The organism is Wolbachia endosymbiont (group B) of Horisme vitalbata, from assembly GCF_964028625.1.
In the GTDB taxonomy this organism is placed as follows: Bacteria; Pseudomonadota; Alphaproteobacteria; order Rickettsiales; family Anaplasmataceae; genus Wolbachia.
Genome location: NZ_OZ034797.1, coordinates 436,521 through 458,836 on the forward strand (window position 1 = coordinate 436,521; position 22,316 = coordinate 458,836).

General features: G+C 34.2%; 21 protein-coding genes. 6 read left to right on the forward strand and 15 right to left on the reverse strand.

Annotation, left to right across the window (positions count from 1 at the left end; all coding sequences use genetic code 11):
• The first annotated feature begins 17 nt into the window (after positions 1-17).
• Entirely contained in the window at positions 18-1,193 is a 1,176-nt protein-coding gene (gene dxr, locus ABWU56_RS02250; RefSeq protein WP_353281736.1) for a 1-deoxy-D-xylulose-5-phosphate reductoisomerase, read from the forward strand.
• A gap of 179 nt (positions 1,194-1,372) precedes the next feature.
• Here dxr and ABWU56_RS02255 read toward each other — a convergent pair whose 3' ends face one another.
• The 12 genes from ABWU56_RS02255 to ABWU56_RS02310 form a co-directional block, all read right to left on the reverse strand.
• Positions 1,373-2,227, reverse strand: coding sequence for an ankyrin repeat domain-containing protein (locus ABWU56_RS02255; protein ID WP_353281738.1), 855 nt, complete (start codon positions 2,225-2,227; stop codon positions 1,373-1,375).
• A 68-nt stretch (positions 2,228-2,295) separates the two neighbouring features.
• Positions 2,296-3,054, reverse strand: a complete 759-nt coding sequence (gene pstB / locus ABWU56_RS02260) for a phosphate ABC transporter ATP-binding protein PstB (RefSeq protein WP_010401422.1) — start codon at positions 3,052-3,054, stop codon at positions 2,296-2,298.
• Complete coding sequence (gene dapB, locus ABWU56_RS02265; protein WP_010401420.1) at positions 3,051-3,845, reverse strand: 4-hydroxy-tetrahydrodipicolinate reductase; 795 nt, start codon at positions 3,843-3,845, stop codon at positions 3,051-3,053. The genes pstB and dapB overlap by 4 nt, the downstream gene beginning before the upstream one ends.
• A 405-nt stretch (positions 3,846-4,250) precedes the next feature.
• Entirely contained in the window at positions 4,251-4,448 is a 198-nt protein-coding gene (locus ABWU56_RS02270) for a hypothetical protein (RefSeq protein WP_149168885.1), read from the reverse strand.
• A 141-nt stretch (positions 4,449-4,589) separates the two neighbouring features.
• The gene (locus ABWU56_RS02275; RefSeq protein ID WP_353281740.1) at positions 4,590-5,405 is read right to left on the reverse strand and encodes a hypothetical protein; all 816 of its coding nucleotides are present in this window, start codon (positions 5,403-5,405) and stop codon (positions 4,590-4,592) included.
• A 143-nt stretch (positions 5,406-5,548) separates the two neighbouring features.
• Positions 5,549-6,859, reverse strand: coding sequence for a hypothetical protein (locus ABWU56_RS02280; protein WP_353281742.1), 1,311 nt, complete (start codon positions 6,857-6,859; stop codon positions 5,549-5,551).
• A gap of 124 nt (positions 6,860-6,983) precedes the next feature.
• Positions 6,984-7,469 carry a hypothetical protein gene (locus ABWU56_RS02285; RefSeq protein ID WP_353281744.1) on the reverse strand — a complete coding sequence of 162 codons (486 nt, stop codon included), beginning with the start codon at positions 7,467-7,469 and terminating at the stop codon, positions 6,984-6,986.
• A gap of 74 nt (positions 7,470-7,543) precedes the next feature.
• Positions 7,544-8,707, reverse strand: a complete 1,164-nt coding sequence (locus tag ABWU56_RS02290) for a phage major capsid protein (RefSeq protein ID WP_353281746.1) — start codon at positions 8,705-8,707, stop codon at positions 7,544-7,546.
• A gap of 760 nt (positions 8,708-9,467) precedes the next feature.
• Positions 9,468-10,148: an orotidine-5'-phosphate decarboxylase gene (gene pyrF, locus ABWU56_RS02295; RefSeq protein WP_353281748.1), complete on the reverse strand. Its 681-nt coding sequence runs from the start codon at positions 10,146-10,148 to the stop codon at positions 9,468-9,470.
• Between the two features lie 43 nt (positions 10,149-10,191).
• Positions 10,192-10,692, reverse strand: coding sequence for a hypothetical protein (locus tag ABWU56_RS02300; protein WP_353281749.1), 501 nt, complete (start codon positions 10,690-10,692; stop codon positions 10,192-10,194).
• The gene (locus tag ABWU56_RS02305; RefSeq protein ID WP_353281751.1) at positions 10,679-11,209 is read right to left on the reverse strand and encodes a hypothetical protein; all 531 of its coding nucleotides are present in this window, start codon (positions 11,207-11,209) and stop codon (positions 10,679-10,681) included. The genes ABWU56_RS02300 and ABWU56_RS02305 overlap by 14 nt, the downstream gene beginning before the upstream one ends.
• 281 nt (positions 11,210-11,490) lie before the next feature.
• Positions 11,491-12,261: a hypothetical protein gene (locus tag ABWU56_RS02310; RefSeq protein ID WP_353281753.1), complete on the reverse strand. Its 771-nt coding sequence runs from the start codon at positions 12,259-12,261 to the stop codon at positions 11,491-11,493.
• An 80-nt stretch (positions 12,262-12,341) separates the two neighbouring features.
• On the opposite strand from ABWU56_RS02310, the gene tnpA (ABWU56_RS02315) reads away from it, so the two are divergent.
• On the forward strand, positions 12,342-12,779 hold the full coding sequence (gene tnpA / locus ABWU56_RS02315) for an IS200/IS605 family transposase (protein WP_006279552.1): 438 nt from the start codon (positions 12,342-12,344) through the stop codon (positions 12,777-12,779).
• A gap of 2 nt (positions 12,780-12,781) precedes the next feature.
• Here the strand turns inward: tnpA (ABWU56_RS02315) and ABWU56_RS02320 are convergent, their stop codons facing one another.
• Both ABWU56_RS02320 and ABWU56_RS02325 read right to left on the reverse strand, forming a co-directional pair.
• Positions 12,782-14,182, reverse strand: coding sequence for a hypothetical protein (locus ABWU56_RS02320; protein WP_353281755.1), 1,401 nt, complete (start codon positions 14,180-14,182; stop codon positions 12,782-12,784).
• A 41-nt stretch (positions 14,183-14,223) separates the two neighbouring features.
• Entirely contained in the window at positions 14,224-16,788 is a 2,565-nt protein-coding gene (locus ABWU56_RS02325; protein ID WP_353281757.1) for a valine--tRNA ligase, read from the reverse strand.
• A gap of 204 nt (positions 16,789-16,992) precedes the next feature.
• Here ABWU56_RS02325 and tnpA (ABWU56_RS02330) point away from each other — a divergent pair, with 204 nt between their 5' ends.
• Together tnpA (ABWU56_RS02330) and ABWU56_RS02335 are read left to right on the forward strand one after the other, a co-directional pair.
• Positions 16,993-17,244, forward strand: a complete 252-nt coding sequence (gene tnpA / locus ABWU56_RS02330) for an IS200/IS605 family transposase (protein ID WP_264375610.1) — start codon at positions 16,993-16,995, stop codon at positions 17,242-17,244.
• 203 nt (positions 17,245-17,447) lie between these two features.
• Positions 17,448-18,101 (forward strand): hypothetical protein, encoded by a 654-nt coding sequence (locus ABWU56_RS02335; RefSeq protein ID WP_264730738.1) that lies wholly within the window; start codon positions 17,448-17,450, stop codon positions 18,099-18,101.
• A gap of 117 nt (positions 18,102-18,218) precedes the next feature.
• On the opposite strand, the gene ABWU56_RS02340 is transcribed toward ABWU56_RS02335, so the two are convergent.
• Complete coding sequence (locus tag ABWU56_RS02340; protein WP_007302752.1) at positions 18,219-19,511, reverse strand: cbb3-type cytochrome c oxidase subunit I; 1,293 nt, start codon at positions 19,509-19,511, stop codon at positions 18,219-18,221.
• A 323-nt stretch (positions 19,512-19,834) separates the two neighbouring features.
• Between ABWU56_RS02340 and ABWU56_RS02345 the strand changes: the two genes are divergently transcribed.
• Together ABWU56_RS02345 and lpdA are read left to right on the forward strand one after the other, a co-directional pair.
• Entirely contained in the window at positions 19,835-20,944 is a 1,110-nt protein-coding gene (locus ABWU56_RS02345) for a PQQ-binding-like beta-propeller repeat protein (RefSeq protein WP_264687145.1), read from the forward strand.
• Positions 20,937-22,316 carry a dihydrolipoyl dehydrogenase gene (lpdA, locus tag ABWU56_RS02350; protein ID WP_010401379.1) on the forward strand — a complete coding sequence of 460 codons (1,380 nt, stop codon included), beginning with the start codon at positions 20,937-20,939 and terminating at the stop codon, positions 22,314-22,316. Before ABWU56_RS02345 ends, lpdA begins: the two co-directional genes overlap by 8 nt.

Consider the following 22,316-nt stretch of genomic DNA (forward strand, 5'->3'; position numbering starts at 1 on the left):
AGATTTTATTGTAATTAGTGAAAAAAGTTTCAGTTTTAGGATCAACAGGAAGCATTGGAAAAAAGACTGTAGATTTGCTCTTAAAGAGAAAGGAAGAATATCAGGTGGAAGCACTAAGTGCCAATTCTAACTTTGCTCTGCTAGCACAACAGGCAAATCTACTTAATGCAAAATATGCTGCCATTTCTGATGAAAGGTTCTACAAAGATTTAAAAGAAGATCTACTTGGTACAAACGTCAAAGTAGAAGTTGGTGCTCCAGGTCTAGCAAATGTTGCTTCTCTACCCGTTGATCTCTCAGTTATTGCAATAGTTGGCATCGCAGGCCTTGAGCCAGTTATAAAGGTTATAGAAAGCGGTACTAAAGTTATTGCTCTAGCAAACAAAGAGAGTATTGTTTGCGGTGGTAAGTTACTACTTAAAAAAGCTAAAGAAAGGAGCGTACAAATAATTCCCATCGACTCTGAACACAACGCAATTTTTCAAGTTTTGCAAAATGATGATAAATGTGTAGAAAAGATTATACTCACTGCCTCTGGTGGACCATTTTTAAATTATAGCCTTGAACAATTAAAAGATATTACAGTAAATCAGGCACTAAGTCACCCTACTTGGAAAATGGGAAAGAAAATCTCAGTTGATAGTGCAACAATGATGAATAAAGCACTAGAAATAATAGAAGCACATCATTTGTTTAATATTAGTCCAAATAGAATTGAAGCAGTAGTGCACCCTGAATCGATAGTACATGGAATTGTCGTTTATCACGATGGATTCAGCTTTGCTGTGCTTGCAGAAACTGATATGGAAATTCCCATTGCATATGCTTTGTCTTGGCCAGAAAGATCAACTTTAAATCATAAATTAGATTTAACAAAGCAAGGAAAATTGACCTTTCAAGAACCAGGTCATAAACGTTTTCCTGCACTAAAGCTAAGCATGGAAGTGTTAAATTCCTCTTCTCCACATACAAATAGTATTGTTTTGAACGCTGCAAATGAGATAGCTGTTAACGAATTTTTGAAGTCACGAATCGGCTTTTTAGAAGTAGTAGAGGTAGTAAAATCAACAATAGAAAACTTTGACAAGTACTCTGATATTAACTCACTATCCGACATAACAAGTATCGATTTTGAAAGCCGTATTCTTGCCAATGAAATCATAAAAAGTAAAGGTATCTGTTCAGCAGAGTGATAAAATAAGGTAGACGAGAAAAGACAACTAAATGGTCAAGTAGCCCCATTTCATACTCCTGTCATCCTAGTAGCTGACACTGGGATCTAGAAAAATTTACAAAGCTTATGCTAAATTCAATGAGATTAAATGAAAACCAGCATCAAGTGCTGGAATGATACCTTACCTGAACAGATAAATCACTTAGCATGTTCGAAATCAACCTGAGAGAAATTTACATCGTTAAGAACTGTATTTGCTCTATACAGACAACCACACCCTATTGCAAAGAACAGCAATGCAGCTGCAGCAAACGGAACTGGGTTATAAACTGTGAAACATAGACCAACAGCAAGTACTCCAGATAACAAAAAAGCACAAGCATAATTAGTTTGTTTCCTTTTTTGAGCGACTGCTTCTATCTTTAGGAATTCTGGTTCTATTGCTTTCTTGACATGTCCTGCAATACAATCTCTTGGACTTTTGTTTTCATAGTTTTGAATATTAGGTTTGATATTTGGATGTGTAAGTAATATTTTTATCATGTCTACATTTCCCAACTTGCAAGCAATGTGTAGAGCTGTATTTTTTTCCTTCTTGCCGGTCTTAATTTCCTCCTCTGCACGAGCATAATTTTGAGGTATAAATCGTTCATTAACAGGTTGTGAATTTTCAAGATATACACAACCCCCTCTACCCTGATCTACTACTTCTCTCCCCTCAAATTCGTACACTGGATAACCATCATGTTTCTTTGGTTTTCTCTCAATAACAGCTTGCTTGCTTTTAATATTTAAATCGATTTTTTTATGTTCTACAAGCAACTTAGCCATAAGCTCTAAATATTGATGTTCATCGTTATTACTAGTAACAAAAGCTGAAATAATGCACATCAAAGGTGTCATCCCATCCTCAAAAGCGTTAACATTCGCTCCTTCTTTCAATGCTTGTTGAAAATGATTCCAAGCTTCCTCAGGTGTTATTCTTTTACCACTAGCATTTTGAAATTCAATAGCTTTAAACAACTTTTTTGTTGCTTCACTTGTACTAAACATTTTAACCACCTATTACAACAAACTTGATAAAATTATACATAGAAAAAATTAAAATATCAACTATTAAGCTAATGATCCAGAATATACTCCTTCGTTAAAGGAGACTGAGCATTTTCAAAGATTTCTTGAGTACTTCCGAATTCAACAATCTTGCCATTGCAAAAGAAAACTATGCTGTCAGATAATTTTTTAGCTTGCTTCATCGAATGAGTTACCATAATTATGGTGAACCTCAATTTCAATTCTTGTATAAGATTTTCGATTGCATTGGTTGCCATTGGATCAAGAGCAGAGCATGGTTCATCCATTAATAAAATAGTTGGCTTTACTGCAATTGCACGAGCAATGCATAATCTTTGTTGCTGGCCACCAGATAAATTTAGTGCACTATCTTGCAATCTATCTTTCAACTCTTCCCATAAACCAACCTTAGTTAAACTACTTTCTACTATTTCATCTAATTTTTGCTTATTTTTCACCATGCCATGCAATTTAGGCCCATAAGCAACATTATCATATATTGACTTTGGAAAAGGATTGGGTTTTTGAAATACCATACCAACTTTTGCTCTGAGCAATACAACATCCATATCACGTGAATATATATTACCCAGCCCATCGATTACCAGTTCACCAGTCGCTCTACATCCAGGTACGTAATCATTCATACGATTGAAACAACGCAAAAATGTCGATTTACCGCACCCAGAAGGTCCGATAAAAGTTGTGACTTTCTTTTTGCAAATATTCAAATTTATATCGAATAAAACTTGTTTAGAGCCATACCAAAGATTTAAATTTTTAACGAAAGCGTATTTATCGCTCATACTAAATCCTGCATTGAATAAAGTCCTGGTATTTCCTGTTTATTCTCGCACAACCATATTGCTGCTTGAACCGCCCCTCTAGCAAACGTTGTGCGGTCAATTGCCTTGTGATTTAATTCTACTCGTTCATCGGAATTGACAAACATGACACTGTGATCTCCTATTACTCCACCTCCACGAGATACTGCAAAGCCTATTCCTCCTTTCCCTCTTATATTTGAATTATTATGTGAATATTGATTGAGCTCAAAATCCACTTTTGCAGCGTTAGCAACTGCTTTACCAAACTCTATAGCTGTTCCAGATGGTGAATCCTTTTTTAAATTGTGATGCATTTCCCAAATTTCAACGTCATACTCATTACCTAAAAGCTTGGCAGCTTCTTTTACCAATTTCAGCAACACATTAACTCCAACACTCATATTTGCTGACCATAATATTGGAACTTTAGCAGCATATTCTTTTAAATTTAGACCTTCTATTCCAGTTGTGCCACTAACTAGCGGTTTTTTAAATTTCACGGCCGCCTTAAGGCATTCTAGCATACATTCTTTAGTTGTAAAATCTATTACAACATCGGACGATTCAAATACCTCACTAATAGAACTTGTAATTTTGATTCCTAAATTGCAATTATTGCCTACAATAGGCCCAATATCTAAGCCTATATACTCACTGCCCAAGCGAGCAACAGCACCTGCTATTTCCACTTTGGTATTCGTAATTAATTCATTGAGTATTTTCTTACCCATTCTGCCTAAGCAGCCTATTACTCCAACTTTGATTTTCATAAAGCTTTTTCCACTATGTTAGGCTTTTTTTGAAGCTTTGTCATCTTTATAAGCTTAGCATATTTAGCCTTACACTGATAAAACTATAGCTATACATCGATGAATCTATTGAAAATTGATACGAAAAATTGTAATTAGTCAATTTTCTCCTATGGAGAAAACTTATAAAGAAAAAAAGAGCACCAACTTTGGTGCTCTTTTGTGAAGGATTTGGTTTAATAATAACCGTTTCCTACTATACTCGGATTAGAGACACAATGTCTTTCTGTTGCTAGTGCTCGAGTTGTTGAACTTGGTTATGTAACTTCTGCATCATAAAACTCCTCTGATTCAGTAGTCACTTCCTCAGAGTAAGATCAGATAAATCTTCTCTAAACTTAGAAAGAGATGCAGTAAAAGCATTTATTAACTCTTGTTTTTTTCTTCAATAGTAGTTTTACCTGAAGATTGTCCTTGCTGTGATATGCTTTGTTTCGCAACACTTGTTTCACTTTTTTTACCACCAAACAGCCGCTTACAGCCTGATGAAATTTTTCTTGCAATCCATGAAATTCCTATGTGATCAGCAATCCACTTAAAAAAGTTTTTTATTTTTTTAAACATATTTTACTCCTTAAATTAATAATTTATATTATTATATAAAAAGCATAGTATGTCAACTTTTTCTATAGAGAACGTATAAAGAAAAAAAGAGCACCAAAGGAGGTGCTCTTTTGTGAAGGGTTTGTTTTAACAATAACCGTTTCAATCTACACTTGGATTAGTGACATAATGTCTCTCTGTTGATGGTACTCCAATTGTTAGACTTGGTTGTGTAACTTCTTCATCATAAAACTCCTCTGATTTAGTAGTCACTTCCTTATTGTTAACCGTTTGTTGTGACGTAGTAGGATTAAGATTATGCTGCTCCAACGCTGTACCTTCAAACGGCTGATTAGATATACTATCTACTTTAATCTCTGTTACATCATCTTTCAATCCTAACATTTCTTTCACATGCTCAATATTGTCTTGCACTAATATTTTATCGTCATCGATATAATTACCATCTTCTTTCTTCTTTAGTACTGATTTTACAATTACATATTCAGAAACGCCATGGTAATTATTACCAACACCAGTAATGAGATATTCTCCTTTATCACACCTTAGATATACAAGAAGCTGAGGAGAAAATTTGTCCTGGATTAAAGTATATTTATAATCCTTCAATTTTATACTCTTTTCTAAATTTAACAATAAGCGATTATCTTTATTAAGTTCAATATAACCTACTCCTTTAGGCTCATCATTTGATTTTTCTGGAAAATTTTCTGCTGGCTCGACGTTTATATCTGTTTTAGATACAGATTCTTCAGTCTCATTTTGCATAGGGGTGCTAACAGTTGGACTTTTATTTACATTCTCATCTGAAGGTCTCTTTGGTGATATATTTTTTTGAGCAGCATTTGCTTTACTGCTAAATAACCAATTCCAACCTGATGAAACTTTTTTTGTAATCCATGAGATTCCTCTACGATCAGCAATCCACTTAAAAAAGTTTTTTATACTTTCCCACATACTTTACTCCTTAAATTAATAATTTAATTATTATATATAAAGTTTAATTTGTCAATTTTCTCCTATGGAGAAAACTTATAAAGAAAAAAAGAGCACCAAAGGAGGTGCTCTTTTGTGAAGGGTTTGTTTTAACAATAACCGTTTCAATCTACACTTGGATTAGTGACATAATGTCTCTTTATTGATGGTACTCCAATTGTTGGACTTGGTTGTGTAACTTCTTCATCATAAAACTCCTCTGATTCAGTAGTCACTTCCTTATTGTTAACCATTTGTTGTGACGTAGTAGTAGGTATTTTCACTCCAAATGGTTCATTAGATATACTATCTACTTTAACCTTTGTTACACCATTTTCCAATCCTAACATTTTTTTCACATGCTCAATATTGCCTTGAACTAATATTTTATCGTCATCGATATAATTACCATCTTCTTTCTTCTTTAGTACTGATTTTACACTTACATATTCAGAAGGGCCATGGGGATTACAAATACCAGTAATGCGATATTCTCCTTTACCACACCTTAGATATACAAGAAGCTGAACAAAAATTTTGTCCCGGTTTAAACTATATTTATAATCCTCAACTTTTATACCCTTTTCCAAATTTAAAAATAAGTCATTATTTTGATCAAGTTCAATATAAACTACTCCTTTAGGCTCATTAGCAACAACTTCTTGGCTCAATGCCCTTTGCTGATCAGTGGTTGTTGTTTCAGAATCATTGTTAACTGTTCGTTGTATCGTAGTAGCATTAAGATTAGGTGTTGTAGTTTTCAATGGATTTATAGACATTCTAGTTATTTCAGCAAGATTTTTGTTCTCATCCAAGCCTACTTTATACATCATTTCTGATGGGTCTTTTGAAATAGTTCCCTTGTCATGCTGTTTCTTCACTGAAGTTATGGATACAGATTTCTTTCCATCATCTACATCTTGACATGAACTATAAGGGCCAGTAATACAAAACTTGTTACTTTCACACTCTACAAATATACGAAATTCTCCAGGTATAACTTTACCATTTTTGTCTTCATTTTTACATTTTTCTTCAAGAAGTTTATAATTCTCGTTTGTTATAACAAATAGTAATTTGTTATCGATAAATTCAAAATAACTCCCTGGCTTTGTGCTTTGTTGAATAACATTAGGTTTATTAGGATTTACGTGCCTTCTTGGTTGTTCTGATTTTTCTGGAAAATTTTTTATTAGCTCGACGTTTGTACCTGTTTTAGATACAGGTTCTTCAGTCTCATTTTGCATAGGGGTGCTAACAGTTGGACTTTTATTTACATTCTCATCTGAAGGTCTCTTTGGTGATATATTTTCTTGAGCAGTATTTGCTTTACTGCTAAATAACCAATTCCAACCTGATGAAATTTTTCTTGCAATCCATGAAATTCCTCTACGATCAGCAATCCACTTAAAAAAGTTTTTTATACTTTCCCACATACTTTACTCCTTAAATTAATAATTTAATTATTATATATAAAGTTTAATTTGTCAATTTTCTCCTATGGAGAAAACTTATAAAGAAAAAAAGAGCACCAAAGGAGGTGCTCTTTTTAACAGTTTGCTATAGTGACTGTGCATTAAGAGATTGACTAGTATCAGTAGCATGTTGTTTTACTTTTGGATCAGTAATTTTTGAACTTAATAAAAGCTTTTTCATTTTTTCTGGTTCATTATCACCATAAACTTCTTTGCCATCTAGGGTACCAACTGAATTTATAAGTAAACATATGTCACCATTTTCCATTATCGTTTTCGAGTCGTAACGACCTGTAATATACAATGATTCATCATTAAAATCTGAACGAAATTCATTATCAATTACATTACCATATCCATCTTTATTGTTTGGAAGTGTTAAGTCAATATCTTGCGGTATAGCCAATACTACTTTACCGTTGTCCAATTTTTTAACAGTTAACATTATCTTTTTATTAGGATCAATTACTCGGTTTACCTTATTACCAGACCACAAGTTTTTAATGCTGTTCCAGACTGATGCAATTCTTCCTGCAATCGACTGAAAAAAGTTTTTTATTTTTTTGAACATATTTTACTCCTTGAATTAATAATAATTTAATTATTACATAAAAAGTATAATATGTCAATTATTTCATAAAAATTTTAGTACTTGCTCGCAATTTTCAACAATTTAATAGCACTGGTGTTTACAACTTCTCCACCAACGCGCTTAGTGACAAAAAATCTAACATAAGGTTTGTTTGTATAAGGGTCTCTCAATATTTTCATTCCTCTGTTATCCACGATCTTATAAGCTTGCTTAAAATCTGCTACTGCAATGACTGTGGTTGGCATATCAGTAGATTGATATACTGGTATTCCCATTAAAGTATCTGGAGTTTCAAGCGATAAACTCGGCTGCCAAAGATACTGACCTGTTTCAGATTTTAGTAGCCTAACGTCCTTTAACGTACTCCTGTTCATCAAAAATGATGCATTTTTAGAGTAATGTTCATTTAGAGAGTAGTACAATATCATTATGGCGTCGCTGTCTAGCTTATCAGCTTTAATTTGCTCTATCTTATTATGACCATTTCCATTTTCGTAAGTTAAAATTCCTTTAGGTTGAAAAGTGCCATCACCTTTAATAAAGGCTTCATTCTCCTTCTTACTGAAAGTTTCGGCAACCTTTTCTACAAGCCAATTTTCAACATTGACAAATGCATCATCGAGCAATTTTTGTGATATTTGCGGCTGAGCATAGAGCTCATAAGTTGTGATGGAAATCTTTTGAATTTTAGGTGTACTTGTGTCTTGTGCAAAATCATACTTGGATTTATAGCCACCATCTTCGTCCTCTACGACTTCACCACTCCAACCTGCACCAGCACGGTCACAATCTTCTATAATATAATCCAATGTTTCAGTAGAGATTCTTTGACTAGAACATATTTGCCGCATTGGAGATGAATCAGCTATACGCTTGTTTATCCGTTTTACAATGTGAGGAGTAACTAAATACCCTCCAATATCATTGTCATCTCCACTTAGGGTTTTATGTGATAACCTACTTTCCATTCCTTTGCGGATATAATCAGAAAAATATTTATCACCCATGTTAAAATCTGTGCTAATTTCTGGACGTTGAGCTGAAGTTTCAATAAAATCTAAGCGCTCTTTGCAATTATCAATATTACTATTTATCTTGCATAGCTGCTCAGGTCCTTTGCTTTCGATTTCTTTTAGTTTGCGATCATTTATTAATTTAAATTGCTCCCATGATGAAGCGAGTTCATTAACACGGTGAGCGATATCAGTAAGTGACATAATAGCCTCCTTTAAAAATAAAATTAGAATAGTATTGTAATTTGAAGGTAATCTTTAATCTCAGTACCTTTTCGTTGTTATGCAAACTGCATTCAGAAAAAAGACCGGTGAATGGCAGCTTAGTATAACTCAAACGCTTGTTTACAATATGGATCCCAGTGCTGGGAGGCGCCCTCATGGTAAACAACGTTCATACAACTGTATATGTATACTGCCATTCACCGGTCTTTTTTCTGGATTCCAGCATTGGCTTCATGGTAGATACAAATAAACGTAAGGCGCTTGGTAACGAGAGAAAAATGATACTGATTACTTGTTGAAGTAAAAAAAGCAGTGTAGTATTACACCACGGTAAATATTATACTTAATTGTTAGCACTATACAGCATCCATTTTTTTGTGTCAAGCATTTTTTTTCGCTGCGTATCTGTTCAGAAGAATGTGCAAATAAAGTACGTAGCTGTACAAATTTGCCAAAACAATAAATGGTATCCTTTAATTATCCTCTTTTTATCATTTCAGTCACAGCTGTACGAACATTGTGGCAATTTGCATAGTAAACAGTGTCAAGCACTGCCTTTGTGTTCGAGGCAAAATTAGTTTAACATACTGTTTTTGAAACAAGTAGCTTTGCGTGTCTAGGATGACACCCATTTAGTTATCTTTTCTCGTCTACCTTGTTTTGCCACCCTGCTGAACGGATACATACCGTTTGTTGCTTTTATTCTATGGTACCTTATCTACCTTGCCGCTCTCCTGCTTCAATCAGTAAGGGATTTCAATATTAATTCTGCACTACTTGCGGGATTGCCGCTTTTTGTAATTGGTCTGCCAATTACGATATAATCAGCTCCTGAATTTATTGCTTCTTTTGGTGTTGCTGTCCTTTTTTGATCATCATGACCTCGATTCATACGGATTCCTGGAGTAATAATTTTAAAGTCTTTACCACATTCTTGGCGCACTTCTTGAGCTTCTAGTGCAGAGCAAACTACTCCATGTAGTCCAATCTTTTTTGCAAGCTTTGCTAGCAAAATTACCTGTGATTTTGCTTCCCTTGCTACTCCGAGTTCACTCAGATCTTCATTGCCCATACTAGTTAGTACTGTTACTCCAATTAGCTTTATTTTCTTTCCTTGCACTATACTTAGTGCTTCTTTAAGCATTTTTGTTCCACCACTGATATGCAATGTTAGCATTTCAACATCTAGAGCTTTTATTGCTTCAACTGTTCTAGCTACAGTGTTTGGAATATCATACAATTTTAGATCTAAAAAAATTGGTACATTGCATTTTGCAACTTCTCTCACTCCAGAAGGACCATGTGCAGCAAAAAATTCTAACCCAAGTTTTAGCATGCCAACCTTATCACGCAGAACATTAGCCCAAGATATGGCTTCATTCAAATCTTGTGTATCCAGTGCGCATATTATTGGGTTCATTATCTTGTATAATTTTTTTTATAATAAGAGTAATTGTTGCATTTTACAATCCATATTCAGGGATTGGTCCACTTGCAATGCTTTGTACAGACACTAAACACGATAATCTGGTCGGAGTGGGTGAACGACTGGCATATCCAAGATCTTCCTGTAAAGAATCAGACGTTTCCTCCGATGTTTTGGAACCTTTCATTGGCTTGAATTGCACAAGCTGCCCTAATATAAATTTTATTTTCTGAGTCTCCCCTAATATTATTTTTTTGCTATAATCTTTAATTGTTTCATTTTCTCTTATCGATTCTTCTATCTTATCTATCACATATTGAAGTTGTTTTATTTGACTGTCTCGCTCTAAAAGTGAATTTCTTAAATTTTTCACTTCGTTATTACAATCTTGTCTTATTCTGTCTAACTCAAAAGATTGATTTTTAATTAAACCGTCTGCTTTATCTAGCTCTTCAAATTTCCTTTTTAACTCTTGAGATAAGTTTTTATTTTTCTGATCAATTTCTTTAAATTTACATTGTAATTCATCTAATTTCACACAAAGTTCTTCTTTTATGTAATTCTTCTTTTTTCATATATAGTATATGTTTCTCTTTACGTAATTTGTCTATTTCCTTAGATAACTCCTCTTTTTCTTTAGATAATTTCTCTACTTCCTTATATAATTCCTCATATTTATCATTGTCTATTTTTCTTTTCAATTCGATTATAAGTTTTTTCCTCTCAGTTAGATTAGCTTCTTTTTCCTGTAACTGTTTACACAAATATGAGATTTTATGGAGTAGTTCTTTTTCTTGTGCAGCAAGCTCATCTTTCTCCTTCGTTACTTTTTCTAATTCGTCTGTTATTCCAATTATATGGATCATTTTTGCTTCTAATTTCTCCTCCAAAGATTTTTTTTCTTTAAGAAAAGATTTCCTCTCAGCTTCTATTTTTTGACCAAATTTTCTTTCTTCCTCGTATAAATTGTGCTTTTCTTGAGTCAACTCACGCTCTTTGTGAGCAAATTTCTTCTCCACTTTACTAGTGTCAATAATTATTTTATACAAAATCATAAAAGCCAAAACAGATAATACAGCTAAAGCGAGAATTAAAGAACTAGGTACATTAATAAGCGCTAAAGATGTAAGTAACGTGAGAGTAGCCAGAGAACTAGCTATAAAATAAAATGTATTATATTTATTAAGTAAATTGCTCATCACCCATATACAAAACTTCAGCAGTCTTGTATATATTGATTAAAATTATCTTACCTGTAGAGGAGAACACTTATCACAATTGTACCAGTGATAAACTTTAGTTGATATTCTAACTAAACTCAAAATGCAAGGTGGCATCAGACAGGAGTAGAACATCTAGGAGTAGAACATCTACTAGAATATCCAAAATCTTCTGAATATGAAGCTTCATTCAGCTCTTTATTTGGTAGTGCTGATAAATCCCCATTACTCATATTTGAAGAAGCAGGGCTATCATTAATTTGTTCAAATACTTCTTCAAGCATCTTTTGTATTTCTTGATCACTTTCTACACAATGCTTAATCAATTCATCAAATCTTCCGCAAATCTCTAGCATAGTACTCCTTGGCATAGTCACATTGTCTTTTTCTCCTATACTCTCTTGAAACAAACTTACCATCTCTGTTATCAAACCCGTACAATCCTTTACAAAGCTGACATAATTTTGATGAGATAATGAAGATTGATCATCTAAACGTGAAATTCCCCTTTTCATAGTAATTTTCTCAGATAGTAACTTTTCGTACTCTTCAGAACAATTTTGATCTTCTTCTTCTAGATCACTTCGCAATTTTTCAAATTCTTTTCTTCCTTGATCAAGATTTCTTTCTAATTCTTTGATCCTATTGAGATACTCAGCTTCTTTCTCTTCCAATTTCTTACATAGTTCTTCTAGATTAATCTCTTCTTGAGTTTTTTCATTTAACTTTTCTTGTAATCGTCTTTTTTCTTCTTCTGAATTACATAATCTAGATTCTAAACTAAAAACTTCCCCCTTTTCTTCTTCCAACAGCACCTCTAACTCTGCTATTTTTTTCTTTTTCTCTTCTAAGTATATTTCCAATTCTGTTATTTTTTGACTTTCCATAAGATGGTACAAGCCTCCACCTTCTAGGTGGAGAAACTTTAGTTTGTCAATGTCATAACTGTACTTTATAAAGTATAGTTATGACGGAATATGACAAAGGAAAACACACTGTATTTTATCATAGGTACCATATAGTCTGGATTACAAAATATCGGTACAGAGTATTAACTAAGGCTATGAAGGAGAGAATACGAACAATCATAGCAGAAGTATCTGAAGAAATGGGGATTAAGATAGAAAACGGAGTAATATCATCAGATCATTTACATTTATTCGTAGTAATACCTCCTCATATAGCTGTGAGTGATTTTGTTCAAAGAGCCAAAGGCAGGTCTTCACGCAAAGTTCAACAAGAATTTCCAGAGCTAAATAAAATGTACTGGGGAAAGCGTTTTTGGGGAAGAGGATACTTTAGTGCTACCAGCGGACATATCACAGATGAAGTCATTAATGAGTACATCAATAAACATACAGATGCACATCAGCCTCATTCTATATCTAGTATAAGATTGGAGTAGCTTTAGCTTCTCACCGCGCTTCCAGCGCTATATCCAACCTTTCGGCTCTCAGCCGATAGTGGTTGAGTTTCTAATTCGTGTGATTGACTTTCTAATCTCTGGATTTCACCATACTTACCATCCAACTCTTTTTGAGTATCATTCAATTTTTGTTTTAATCTTTTATTTTCATTCACTGCTACAGCCACACTGTACTCTAATTGCCTTATTTGATCCTTTAGTCTTTGTACTTCAACATCTAGACCTTCAGCAAATTCTTCTAAATCTTGCTTTTCTTGCACTAATTCAGCTTTTTCTTTACTTAACTTTTGTATCTCTTTTTGCGCTTTCCTTAACTTCTCCTCTAACTTTTCCTTCTCTACTTTTCTCCTTTCAAATTCACTCTCTACCGAATCACTTAGCTGCTTGAGTTTTTGTGTTACTTCAGCCAAAACTTCATCTTTTTCCCTTACCTTTCCATTTAATTCCTCCACCTCTTTCATTTTTTGCTGTAATTGTTCTAATATAGTTTGATTATTTCCAGTTAATCTTGTATTTTCTTTTTCCAATTTATTAATTCTTTCGTTTAAGCTGTCATCTACAACTTGTGCAATTTTGTCTTGCATTTTAGTACTGCCTATTTGAGCTTCTTTGCTGCCAAGCTCAATTTCTTGAGTTGTTTGAATGTTAATATTTCTATTACTATTTTCTATCACAATCTCAGATGATTTATGATTGCCTTTCTCCTTATTTCTAAATTTTATTTGATACAAGAATAAGTTACCTATTTTTACATCTTTATTTGCTTTCAATTGATCATCAGTAACACGATTACGCTCGATAAGTTCTATACCATTAGCATCAATATTAATTATAATAGTGCACTTTTTTCCGTACTCATCACACCAATTCAGAGTCATTTCGTATGCACCATCAGTTACAACATAGTGCCTTATTCCTTCTTCAGAAACAAAACCGTGCATTCCATTTTTTCCATTGCTATGCAGAGTTGAAAATCCTGAAATTCCATTATCTTGACAGAAATTACTATTCAAAAACTCACTGACTTTGAATTTGTTTTTATTAGCTCCCAATTTAACTTCTGCACAACTACCATATATTGACACTGTTTCAACACCACTTTCAATATACCCATTCAATACTTTTTTAGCCTTATCTTGAAGCTCTAGTCTCGCCTCCTTTACATTATTGAAATCTTGGATAACGGCTTTATACACTTCATCTTCATTAAAATTGGCATTGTATTTTATTAAAAAAGATAATATGTGAAAACTAGCTACAGCAGTGTGAATTGATTTATTCTTTTCTTTTATCTTACCGAGCAAAAACAAAAACCTTTGAATGAAGTCATGATAATCATCTTTTTGCTCTTCAATTTTATTATTATATGAATTACCAATCATTATTACCTCACAACTAAATAATTAGTATAGTAATACGAATGCTAAGTTACATCAATCAATAAACTTACAGTAAATTTTCCATTCTCAGTTATAAGCTCTGCTTCTGTACTCTCAACCCATTCTATCACTTCAGCATTGCAAACTGACTGCAAATCATGCTGAGCAGAATAATTTAACTCATCCTCTTTTACACTCGCTTTTATCATCAACTTTTGTATAAGATGCTTAACTGATACGTTATTATCTGCTTTTATTTTTCTCACAAGGTTTAATATCTGCACGAAATTATCTCCCATTTCCTCAGAATACTTATCATAGGTAAGTTCTTCCTTGTTAGGCCAATTACTTTTATTGTGAACGGAGTTATAACTATACAACTGATGATATATTTCCTCTGTAATGTATGGCAAAAATGGTGCAAATAACCGCAAAATAATATTGAGTACATATGCCAAACTCTGTTTCGCACTCATGTTTGCCTCGCTGTCCAATGCATCTCCATATGCACGTTTTTTAACTAACTCTAAGTAATTATCACAAAAATCTTTCCAAAAAAATTCTTCTATTGCGCTCAAAGCTTCGCAGTATTCAAACTGTAATAGGTTGTTCGTCGTTTTTTCTATCACTTTATATAATTTGGACAATATCCACTTATCCATCGTCTCACTGATGGAATTTATGCTCAATGCTTGATGTTTTTCCATAAACATGGAAACAAATTTGCTAGCATTCCAAAGTTTCGTAACAAGTCGTTTGCCAATTTTGAAGATATTTTCAGAGTAGACTGTGTCAACTCCAAGTCTTGAGTTTGCTGCCCAATAGCGTACTACGTCAGCTCCATAGGTTTCAAGCATTACATGAGGAGTGATGATATTACCTTTTGATTTACTCATCTTTTTTTTATCATCAGCCAAACACCAACCACTAATCATGATATTTTTCCACGGCAGTGAATCTGCATGATAATGTGCCTTCAAAATCGTATAAAAAGCCCAAGTTCTTATTATCTCATGGCTTTGGCTGCGCAGATCTGCAGGAAATATCTTATCATACCGATGGCTTGGTAAACCGAGCTCACTGTTTACTGCCAGTGCACTTAATTGAGGAGTGATCGCACTTGTTGCCCAAGTATCCATCACATCTTGATCTGGAGTAACTTCTTCTTTAATATACCCTTTCGGCAAATCTTTGAGTGGATCTACAGGTAAATCCTTTACTTCAGCTAGAATGATTTTGCCTTCTTCTCCCTTACGTTTTGAATACCAAACTGGAAATGGTACACCAAAATAACGCTGTCTTGAGATGCACCAATCCCAACTTAGCCCTTCTATCCACACCTCCATACGTTTACGCATAGATTCTGGATGCCAATTACATTTACTCACTTTATCTAATACTTGAGTTTTTTGCTCTAAAGTCTTGACAAACCATTGATAAGTAGGTAATATTTCAAGCGGCGCACCAGATCTTTCAGCACATTTAACAGAATGAGAAATGCTAGTGCTTTCTATTAAAAGTCCTTTTCCACTGAGGATTTCAATGATCCTCTTTCTTGCTTCTTTAACTTTTAGTCCATGGATCCCAGTGTCAGCTACTCGGATGACACCGGCATGTGTCTCCTCTGTCACCTGAGTAGCTTGATACTGGGCATCTTTCTCCCCTGTCATCCCAGTGCGTGACACTGGGATCCATTTTTGATCACACACTGCATGCAGGTTTATCCTTCCATCCTGATCAATTATAATTGTCACCGGCAGATTATGCTTTTGCTGCCAATATATGTCGAGCTCATCACCGAATGTACAGCACATAACAAGCCCAGTGCCTTTATCTATTTTGACCTTATCATCAGCTATTATTGGAACTTTTGCCTCTGTAATTGGCACTACGGCTATTTTTCCAATCAGATGGGCATATCGTGCATCTTCTGGATGACAAAAAACTGCAACACATGCAGGAAGTAACTCAGGTCGCGTAGTTGCAATATGAATCTGCTCATTTTTTTCAGTGGAAAAAACTATCGTGTTCAAAGATGACTCAAAGACTTTATCCTCTATTTCCGCTTGCGCAATTGCGGTTTTATCAACTGGGTCCCAAAGAATAGGTTGCATTTTCCTATATATATACCCTTTGTTATATAGATCAACAAACGACGTTTGAGAAAGTGCCACAGCTTCCTTGCTGATCGTGTGATATTCCAAACTCCAATCATAACTAATGCCGACCGATTTAAATAACTCCTTGAATTCTTGCTTTGACTTCTCAATAACTTCATGGCACATCTCTATAAATTTTTCTCTGCCAACTTCTTTTGCACTAACTTTATAGGTTTGCTCAACTAACCTTTCAGTCGGAAGGCCATTATCATCAAAACCAATTGGATAAAACACATCTTTCCCCAGCATACGTTGGAACCTTGCAATAAAATCCGTATGGCAATAGCTAAATATGTGACCGATGTGCAACTTTCCTGATATAGTTGGTGGAGGAGTGTCTATAGTAAAAGTGTTATTCTCTTCACCATTCCATTTATAAACTTTACTTCCTTCCCATAATATGTTGTATTTATTTTCAATTTCTCTAAAGCTGTACTTTTCTTCTAACATAAATATTTTTCAGTTTTAAGCTTTAAGTTAGCACAATTGAGCAAATACAGCAATTTTAATGTCTGACATTTTAGTGTCCCCCTTCGGGGATTGTCCCGCCTTGAGGCGAAGGGCAAGTTACAATAGTCGCGTATGCGACGTTATGGGTATAATGCACACTCTAAGTACGATATGAAAGTACACTTGGTATGATATCGCAAAAGGGTGCTAATAGGCCAAATTGCTGTTAGAGTTAGGGAGCTGTTAAGGCAGGTTACTATGGAAAATGAGATCCAAATTATCTCAGGCAAAGTTGCAGTAGATCATATTCATATGTTTATATCATATAAACCACAGCAAAGTGTTAGTAAAATTGTACAACTTTTGAAAGGAACAAGTTCAAGGTTGCTGATGCAAGATTTTGCAAGTCTAAGTAAGCAATTTTGGGGCAGGCACCTTTGGGCACGTGGATATTGAGCCGTAAGTTCTGACAGACGAGGTTATACAAGAGTACATATCTATCCAGGAAGGCGAGCCACTTCATGACAATGATCAATTTCAAATTGATTAAAATTTAACCCTTCACCTTGTAGGTGATGGTTGTTGAGTTTATAATACAAAATTTCTTGATTTTAGTTTTTTATGTATTACACGATAAATTTTTAGTATTGAGGTTTATTATGCCTGATTTTAAATTTTCTGATTTACAAGATCTTGTTAATGCTCTATATGATCCATACTATCTGCCCTCCAACGAAAAAATAAAACTAGCAGAATTGCTTGAGGACGTGTTGGAACTAGAAGTTAAAAAAAGCCCGAAAGAGGCAATAGCTATATTAAAAAGCAAAATAAAAAATGGACTAAAAAGTGAAATGTCGAATGAACTGAAACAAAAAATAGGTAAGCTTGAGCAACTAAAGGCGGAAAATAAAGACTTACAAACTAAAAAGGATAGAGCTGAACGGTTAAATAGATCCTTAGAATATGCAAGGAAGACAGCTCAGAACGAAAATATAGAATTAAAAGCTGAAAAAAATAAACTAAATACTCAAATCCAGCATTCACAGCAAGAAAAGAAAATATTAGAAGTCAAAAATGAAGCAAATAAACAACTAAAAGAAAAAGCAACATACATCGCTACTGCTAGTACTGGTCTTGCTGTTGGGTTAGTAGTGTATATTACACTTGAACATACAACTAAATTGGACATGTGGTTAATCGTTGTTATAGCAACAGTATCTGCATTCTTAGCTGGTGGTTTAATAATGAAACCTAGCTCTCAAGTAAATGGAACACAAGAACCACAAGGAGTAGCAAATAAGAATTCAGTCTAGCTTGATATAGTTTTTTTCATTTCACTGCCTTTCCAAATTTGAAGCAGGTTGTTTGAGCCATAGTACAAAGTAAATATAGTAATTTTACACTAAAATTTTTAGTTTTGTTTCTGTGGGTTAGTTGGTACGAGCCTTGCCTTTAAGAAGATGTAAAATCACAATTATTACGAATAACATTCCACCAATAACTGATATAGCTCCACCCGTAATAAAACAAGCACGTGCCAACATTGATGAAATACTTGGCAGATCTGCAACTTTTCTTAATGCACCATATCCACCAAGCCAAACAAGTCCAGTAATGTGGAGAAAATGTCCCAAGCTATATGCATAAATCTGTAATCTTACTATGGAGCTTTTTATTTCTTTACAGCCCAATTTTGGTAACAGCCAGTAGACAAAATTCATAAAAGCTATAGTAATACCAACCACAGAACCGTGATAATGCGCAGGGATAGTGACATTTCCTTCAATAGTTAGCACTCCAAGCACACCTCCATAAATGAACAATACAAACGAGTGGAGAAGATAATTGCCCTTATCATTGAGCAGAGTTTTTATGTTGCAATATACTAATATTGTTAAAAAGCACGGCAGAACTGCTCCAGCAATTCTCATATGCCAGGTAAAAAACTGTATCAATTCAGCACTATCCGCCGAATAAATAAAGTATATAAACGGCGCACCTACGGTCAAAACTGTGTTTATAAATAGTGGTAAAATGGTAATTTTATTTAGACTAATATAGCGAGCATTCAGTATGATCAAATAAACTAAAAACATTGCTTGAGCAAAGGCAAACTGCAGTAAATGTCCGCCTCCCCAAAAGAGATATTCATAAAATAAATTCTTGTCTGAGTGATATAGACCTGGAGGCATATTTTTATGTGCTAAAACAACACAAAGAAATGATGACACAAGTATAATGACCAGGCCAATTTGTCCGATTGAAAGATATGAGTCTTGTTTATTTGATATGTAGGCTAGAGCTGTATTTATCAATATGCTGGTAATGAAAAGACTGAGTCCAAGTAAAAATAATTTGTTTTGTAATACAGGTATATAGTTACTTTTGATAACTTCAGTATTTGGAACAAATGCAGATATAAACATTAGCAGCATGGAAAGGATTGAGAGAATCCATGAGAAGTTAAACCAATGATTGGTGTTTTTTAAGTTTATGATGAAGAGCAGAGATATTATAGAGCACATCCATACCAAAATTGACAAATTTACGTGTATCACCAGTGCATTATCAAAGATATATTGTGCAGAAGGAATGAGAGAAGAAATAAAAGGCAATCGTAGAAAAATAACAATTATTGACAGCAGTCCAGAACAAGCAAGAGCAAGTACTGCCAAGAATATCCATTGCCTGCAAAGTGAAGCGTTATTTTGTATGTTGAGCATTTACTTTTAGGTACTATAGCATAAGACAATGTACATTTTTCAAATTGATATGCATAGTTTAAATGAATGACATTACAACAATATCTTTCATCGTGAAAATGCTGCGTCCATTTCCATTTCATATTATGGTAATATTACTGACAGCGTTAGTCTGGGCTATCGAAATGTGTTTTAATCAATACTTGATAAAAATTATTACAGTAAGAGAATCTTTACATAATGGCATGACATTACGTTAATGCTTTTGATCCACAATTAAGAACATTTTCGTTGTGATTTACGTTTCTAGTATGTATATTAATGAATCTTGTTTTCACTAAATAATGAAAATAATAATTGTCATGATAATGTTATTGTATAGTAACTATACAATGGCAAGCGAACGAATAAGTTTAGTAGATAAAAAATTATCTCAAGGATATGTAGCTCCAATACTTACAGAAAATAGCGTTATTTTACCAGACAAGCACGGTACCTTATATTCCTTTGATATCGATAACCCAAGAGTTATAAATTGGAAATTATACCTCTCAAGTAGGAAAAAAATTGGTAATATGAGTTTATCGAGCTACAAAGAAAATGTTTTCTTTGTAGTGGATAACATTCTACACACAATAGATGCGAAAACAGGGGAGATTCAATGGGAAAAAGAATTAAGAGCTCCGGCAAGAGGGAAAGCAATAGTAATAAACAATAAGTTGGTAGTATTGACTATTGATAACTATCTACATGTATTTGATATAAAAGATGGCAGCCCCATTTGGGCTTATCAAAATGGTATAAATGAGGTTCGAGGTTTATATTCCATCTCACCAGCAGTCTCTAATGATAAAATAATGGCACCATTTTCAAATGGCGAGTTAATAGCTTTTAATGAAGAAGGTAAAAAACTATGGAGCCAAAAATTAGCTACAAATCTTTTAGACACACAGCTTACAGATGTAACTACTACACCTAGAGTACACGATAATATCTTAATAGCTACGAGCAACTCTTATATTTATAGCATTGACGTAAACTCAGGAAATATTTTATGGTCAAGGCCACTACAAGTAAAAAGTATATCAAACATTGAGTCATATTATAGCCCTCTTATTCCTGCAGAGAAACAAAAAGAAGGCGGAAGAATTTTCATGGTGACTAAAGATAATAAGGTAATTGGCATCGACATACAAAGTGGAAAAACAGTTTGGACATCTGATTTTATAGAGAATGTGCAATTGTTTGTTCCAATTATGTATGCCCATACGCTTTGGGTAACAAGTAATAAAGGTTCAATATTTGCTTTTCCTGGATCTGAAAGTACAGGAAGGGTAATTAAAATACCCGGTAATGTGTTTCATGCTCCAGTATTTACCCATGGTAAGATGTATATAACGACTGAAGGAAATGGTGTTTATTCTTTAGAAAATAGGTTTGTTTTTTATGACTGATTATGATTTGATTATTATAGGTGGTGGTCCAGGTGGTTACAAATGCGCTATTGCTGCTGCAAAACTTGGACTCAAAGTTGCTTGTATAGACAAAAATAGCATTTTTGGTGGCACGTGTTTGCGAGTTGGGTGTATACCATCAAAAGCATTACTCCATTCCTCTTATCAGTATGCTAGTGCGAAAAATAATCTATCAAAACTTGGCATAAAAGTTAAGGATGTAAGTCTCGATTTGAGAGAAATGATAGGCTATAAAGACGCTAGAGTTCAGGAACTTGGAAAAGGCATAGAATATCTGTTTAACCTTTACAAAATTACTAAGATCAATGGACTTGGAAAAATTACTTCTTTTGATCAAGGCAACCTTGAAGTTTCAGTTGAAGGTAAGGTGCTGAAGACAAAAAATATAGTAATTGCAACCGGTTCTGACGTTATTTCTTTGCCAGGAATTAATATCGATGAGAAAAGTATTATTTCATCAACTGGTGCATTGTCTTTAACTGAAGTACCAAAAAAACTTGTCGTAATCGGAGCCGGGGCAATAGGGCTTGAAATGTCTTCTGTATGGAGGAGGCTAGGGTCTGAAGTCACTGTAGTAGAATTTTTTGACAGAATCGCTGCAGCAATGGATGGAGAATTAAGTAAGTCTCTACTTTCTAGTCTACAAAAACAAGGAATAAAATTTTTACTTAGCACTAAAGTTGAGGGAATAAAACAAAGTAGTAACTCTTTGAGTGTGAAAGTTTGCTCTGTAAAAGATAATCAAACAAATACTATAGAGGCGGATAAGGTATTGGTGGCAGCAGGACGCAAACCATGCTCTGAGGGTCTTGAAAAAATAGAAAAAGACAGTCGTGGCTTTATTAAAGTCAACAATAGTTATGAAACCAACGTAAAAGGAATATTTGCTATTGGTGATGTGATTGGTGGAGCAATGCTTGCTCACAAAGCTGAGGAAGAAGGGGTGGCAGTTGCAGAGATACTAGCAAGGCAATTGCCTCACGTTGATTATGAAATCATACCGTCAGTCATTTACACCCACCCTGCAGTTTCTTCAATCGGTAAAACTGAAGAAGAACTAAAAAGTGCTGGTCGAAAGTATAAAGTTGGTAAATGTCAATTTGCTGCAAACGGTAGAGCAAAAGTCACTGACGATGCTGAGGGATTCGTGAAAGTTCTGACTTGTAGCAAAGCAGATACAATACTCGGTGTACATATCATAGGAGCATACGCTGATACGCTAATCAATGAAGCAGCGGTTGCAATGGCATATGGTGCAGCAGCAGAGGATATATACAGAATTTGTCACTCTCATCCTGATATAAATGAAGCCTTTAGGGATGCGTGCATCGATGCTTTCTTTAAAAAGTAA

Coding starts and splice junctions, on each gene's coding strand:
- ABWU56_RS02255 (WP_353281738.1), bottom strand. CDS start 2,227: ATGTTTAGTACAAGTGAAGCAACAAAAAAGTTGTTTAAAGCTATTGAA.
- pstB (WP_010401422.1), bottom strand. CDS start 3,054: ATGAGCGATAAATACGCTTTCGTTAAAAATTTAAATCTTTGGTATGGC.
- dapB (WP_010401420.1), bottom strand. CDS start 3,845: ATGAAAATCAAAGTTGGAGTAATAGGCTGCTTAGGCAGAATGGGTAAG.
- ABWU56_RS02270 (WP_149168885.1), bottom strand. CDS start 4,448: ATGTTTAAAAAAATAAAAAACTTTTTTAAGTGGATTGCTGATCACATA.
- ABWU56_RS02275 (WP_353281740.1), bottom strand. CDS start 5,405: ATGTGGGAAAGTATAAAAAACTTTTTTAAGTGGATTGCTGATCGTAGA.
- ABWU56_RS02280 (WP_353281742.1), bottom strand. CDS start 6,859: ATGTGGGAAAGTATAAAAAACTTTTTTAAGTGGATTGCTGATCGTAGA.
- ABWU56_RS02285 (WP_353281744.1), bottom strand. CDS start 7,469: ATGTTCAAAAAAATAAAAAACTTTTTTCAGTCGATTGCAGGAAGAATT.
- ABWU56_RS02290 (WP_353281746.1), bottom strand. CDS start 8,707: ATGTCACTTACTGATATCGCTCACCGTGTTAATGAACTCGCTTCATCA.
- pyrF (WP_353281748.1), bottom strand. CDS start 10,148: ATGAACCCAATAATATGCGCACTGGATACACAAGATTTGAATGAAGCC.
- ABWU56_RS02305 (WP_353281751.1), bottom strand. CDS start 11,209: ATGATTTTGTATAAAATAATTATTGACACTAGTAAAGTGGAGAAGAAA.
- ABWU56_RS02310 (WP_353281753.1), bottom strand. CDS start 12,261: ATGGAAAGTCAAAAAATAACAGAATTGGAAATATACTTAGAAGAGAAA.
- tnpA (WP_006279552.1), top strand. CDS start 12,342: ATGACGGAATATGACAAAGGAAAACACACTGTATTTTATCATAGGTAC.
- ABWU56_RS02320 (WP_353281755.1), bottom strand. CDS start 14,182: ATGATTGGTAATTCATATAATAATAAAATTGAAGAGCAAAAAGATGAT.
- ABWU56_RS02325 (WP_353281757.1), bottom strand. CDS start 16,788: ATGTTAGAAGAAAAGTACAGCTTTAGAGAAATTGAAAATAAATACAAC.
- ABWU56_RS02335 (WP_264730738.1), top strand. CDS start 17,448: ATGCCTGATTTTAAATTTTCTGATTTACAAGATCTTGTTAATGCTCTA.
- ABWU56_RS02340 (WP_007302752.1), bottom strand. CDS start 19,511: ATGCTCAACATACAAAATAACGCTTCACTTTGCAGGCAATGGATATTC.
- ABWU56_RS02345 (WP_264687145.1), top strand. CDS start 19,835: ATGAAAATAATAATTGTCATGATAATGTTATTGTATAGTAACTATACA.
- lpdA (WP_010401379.1), top strand. CDS start 20,937: ATGACTGATTATGATTTGATTATTATAGGTGGTGGTCCAGGTGGTTAC.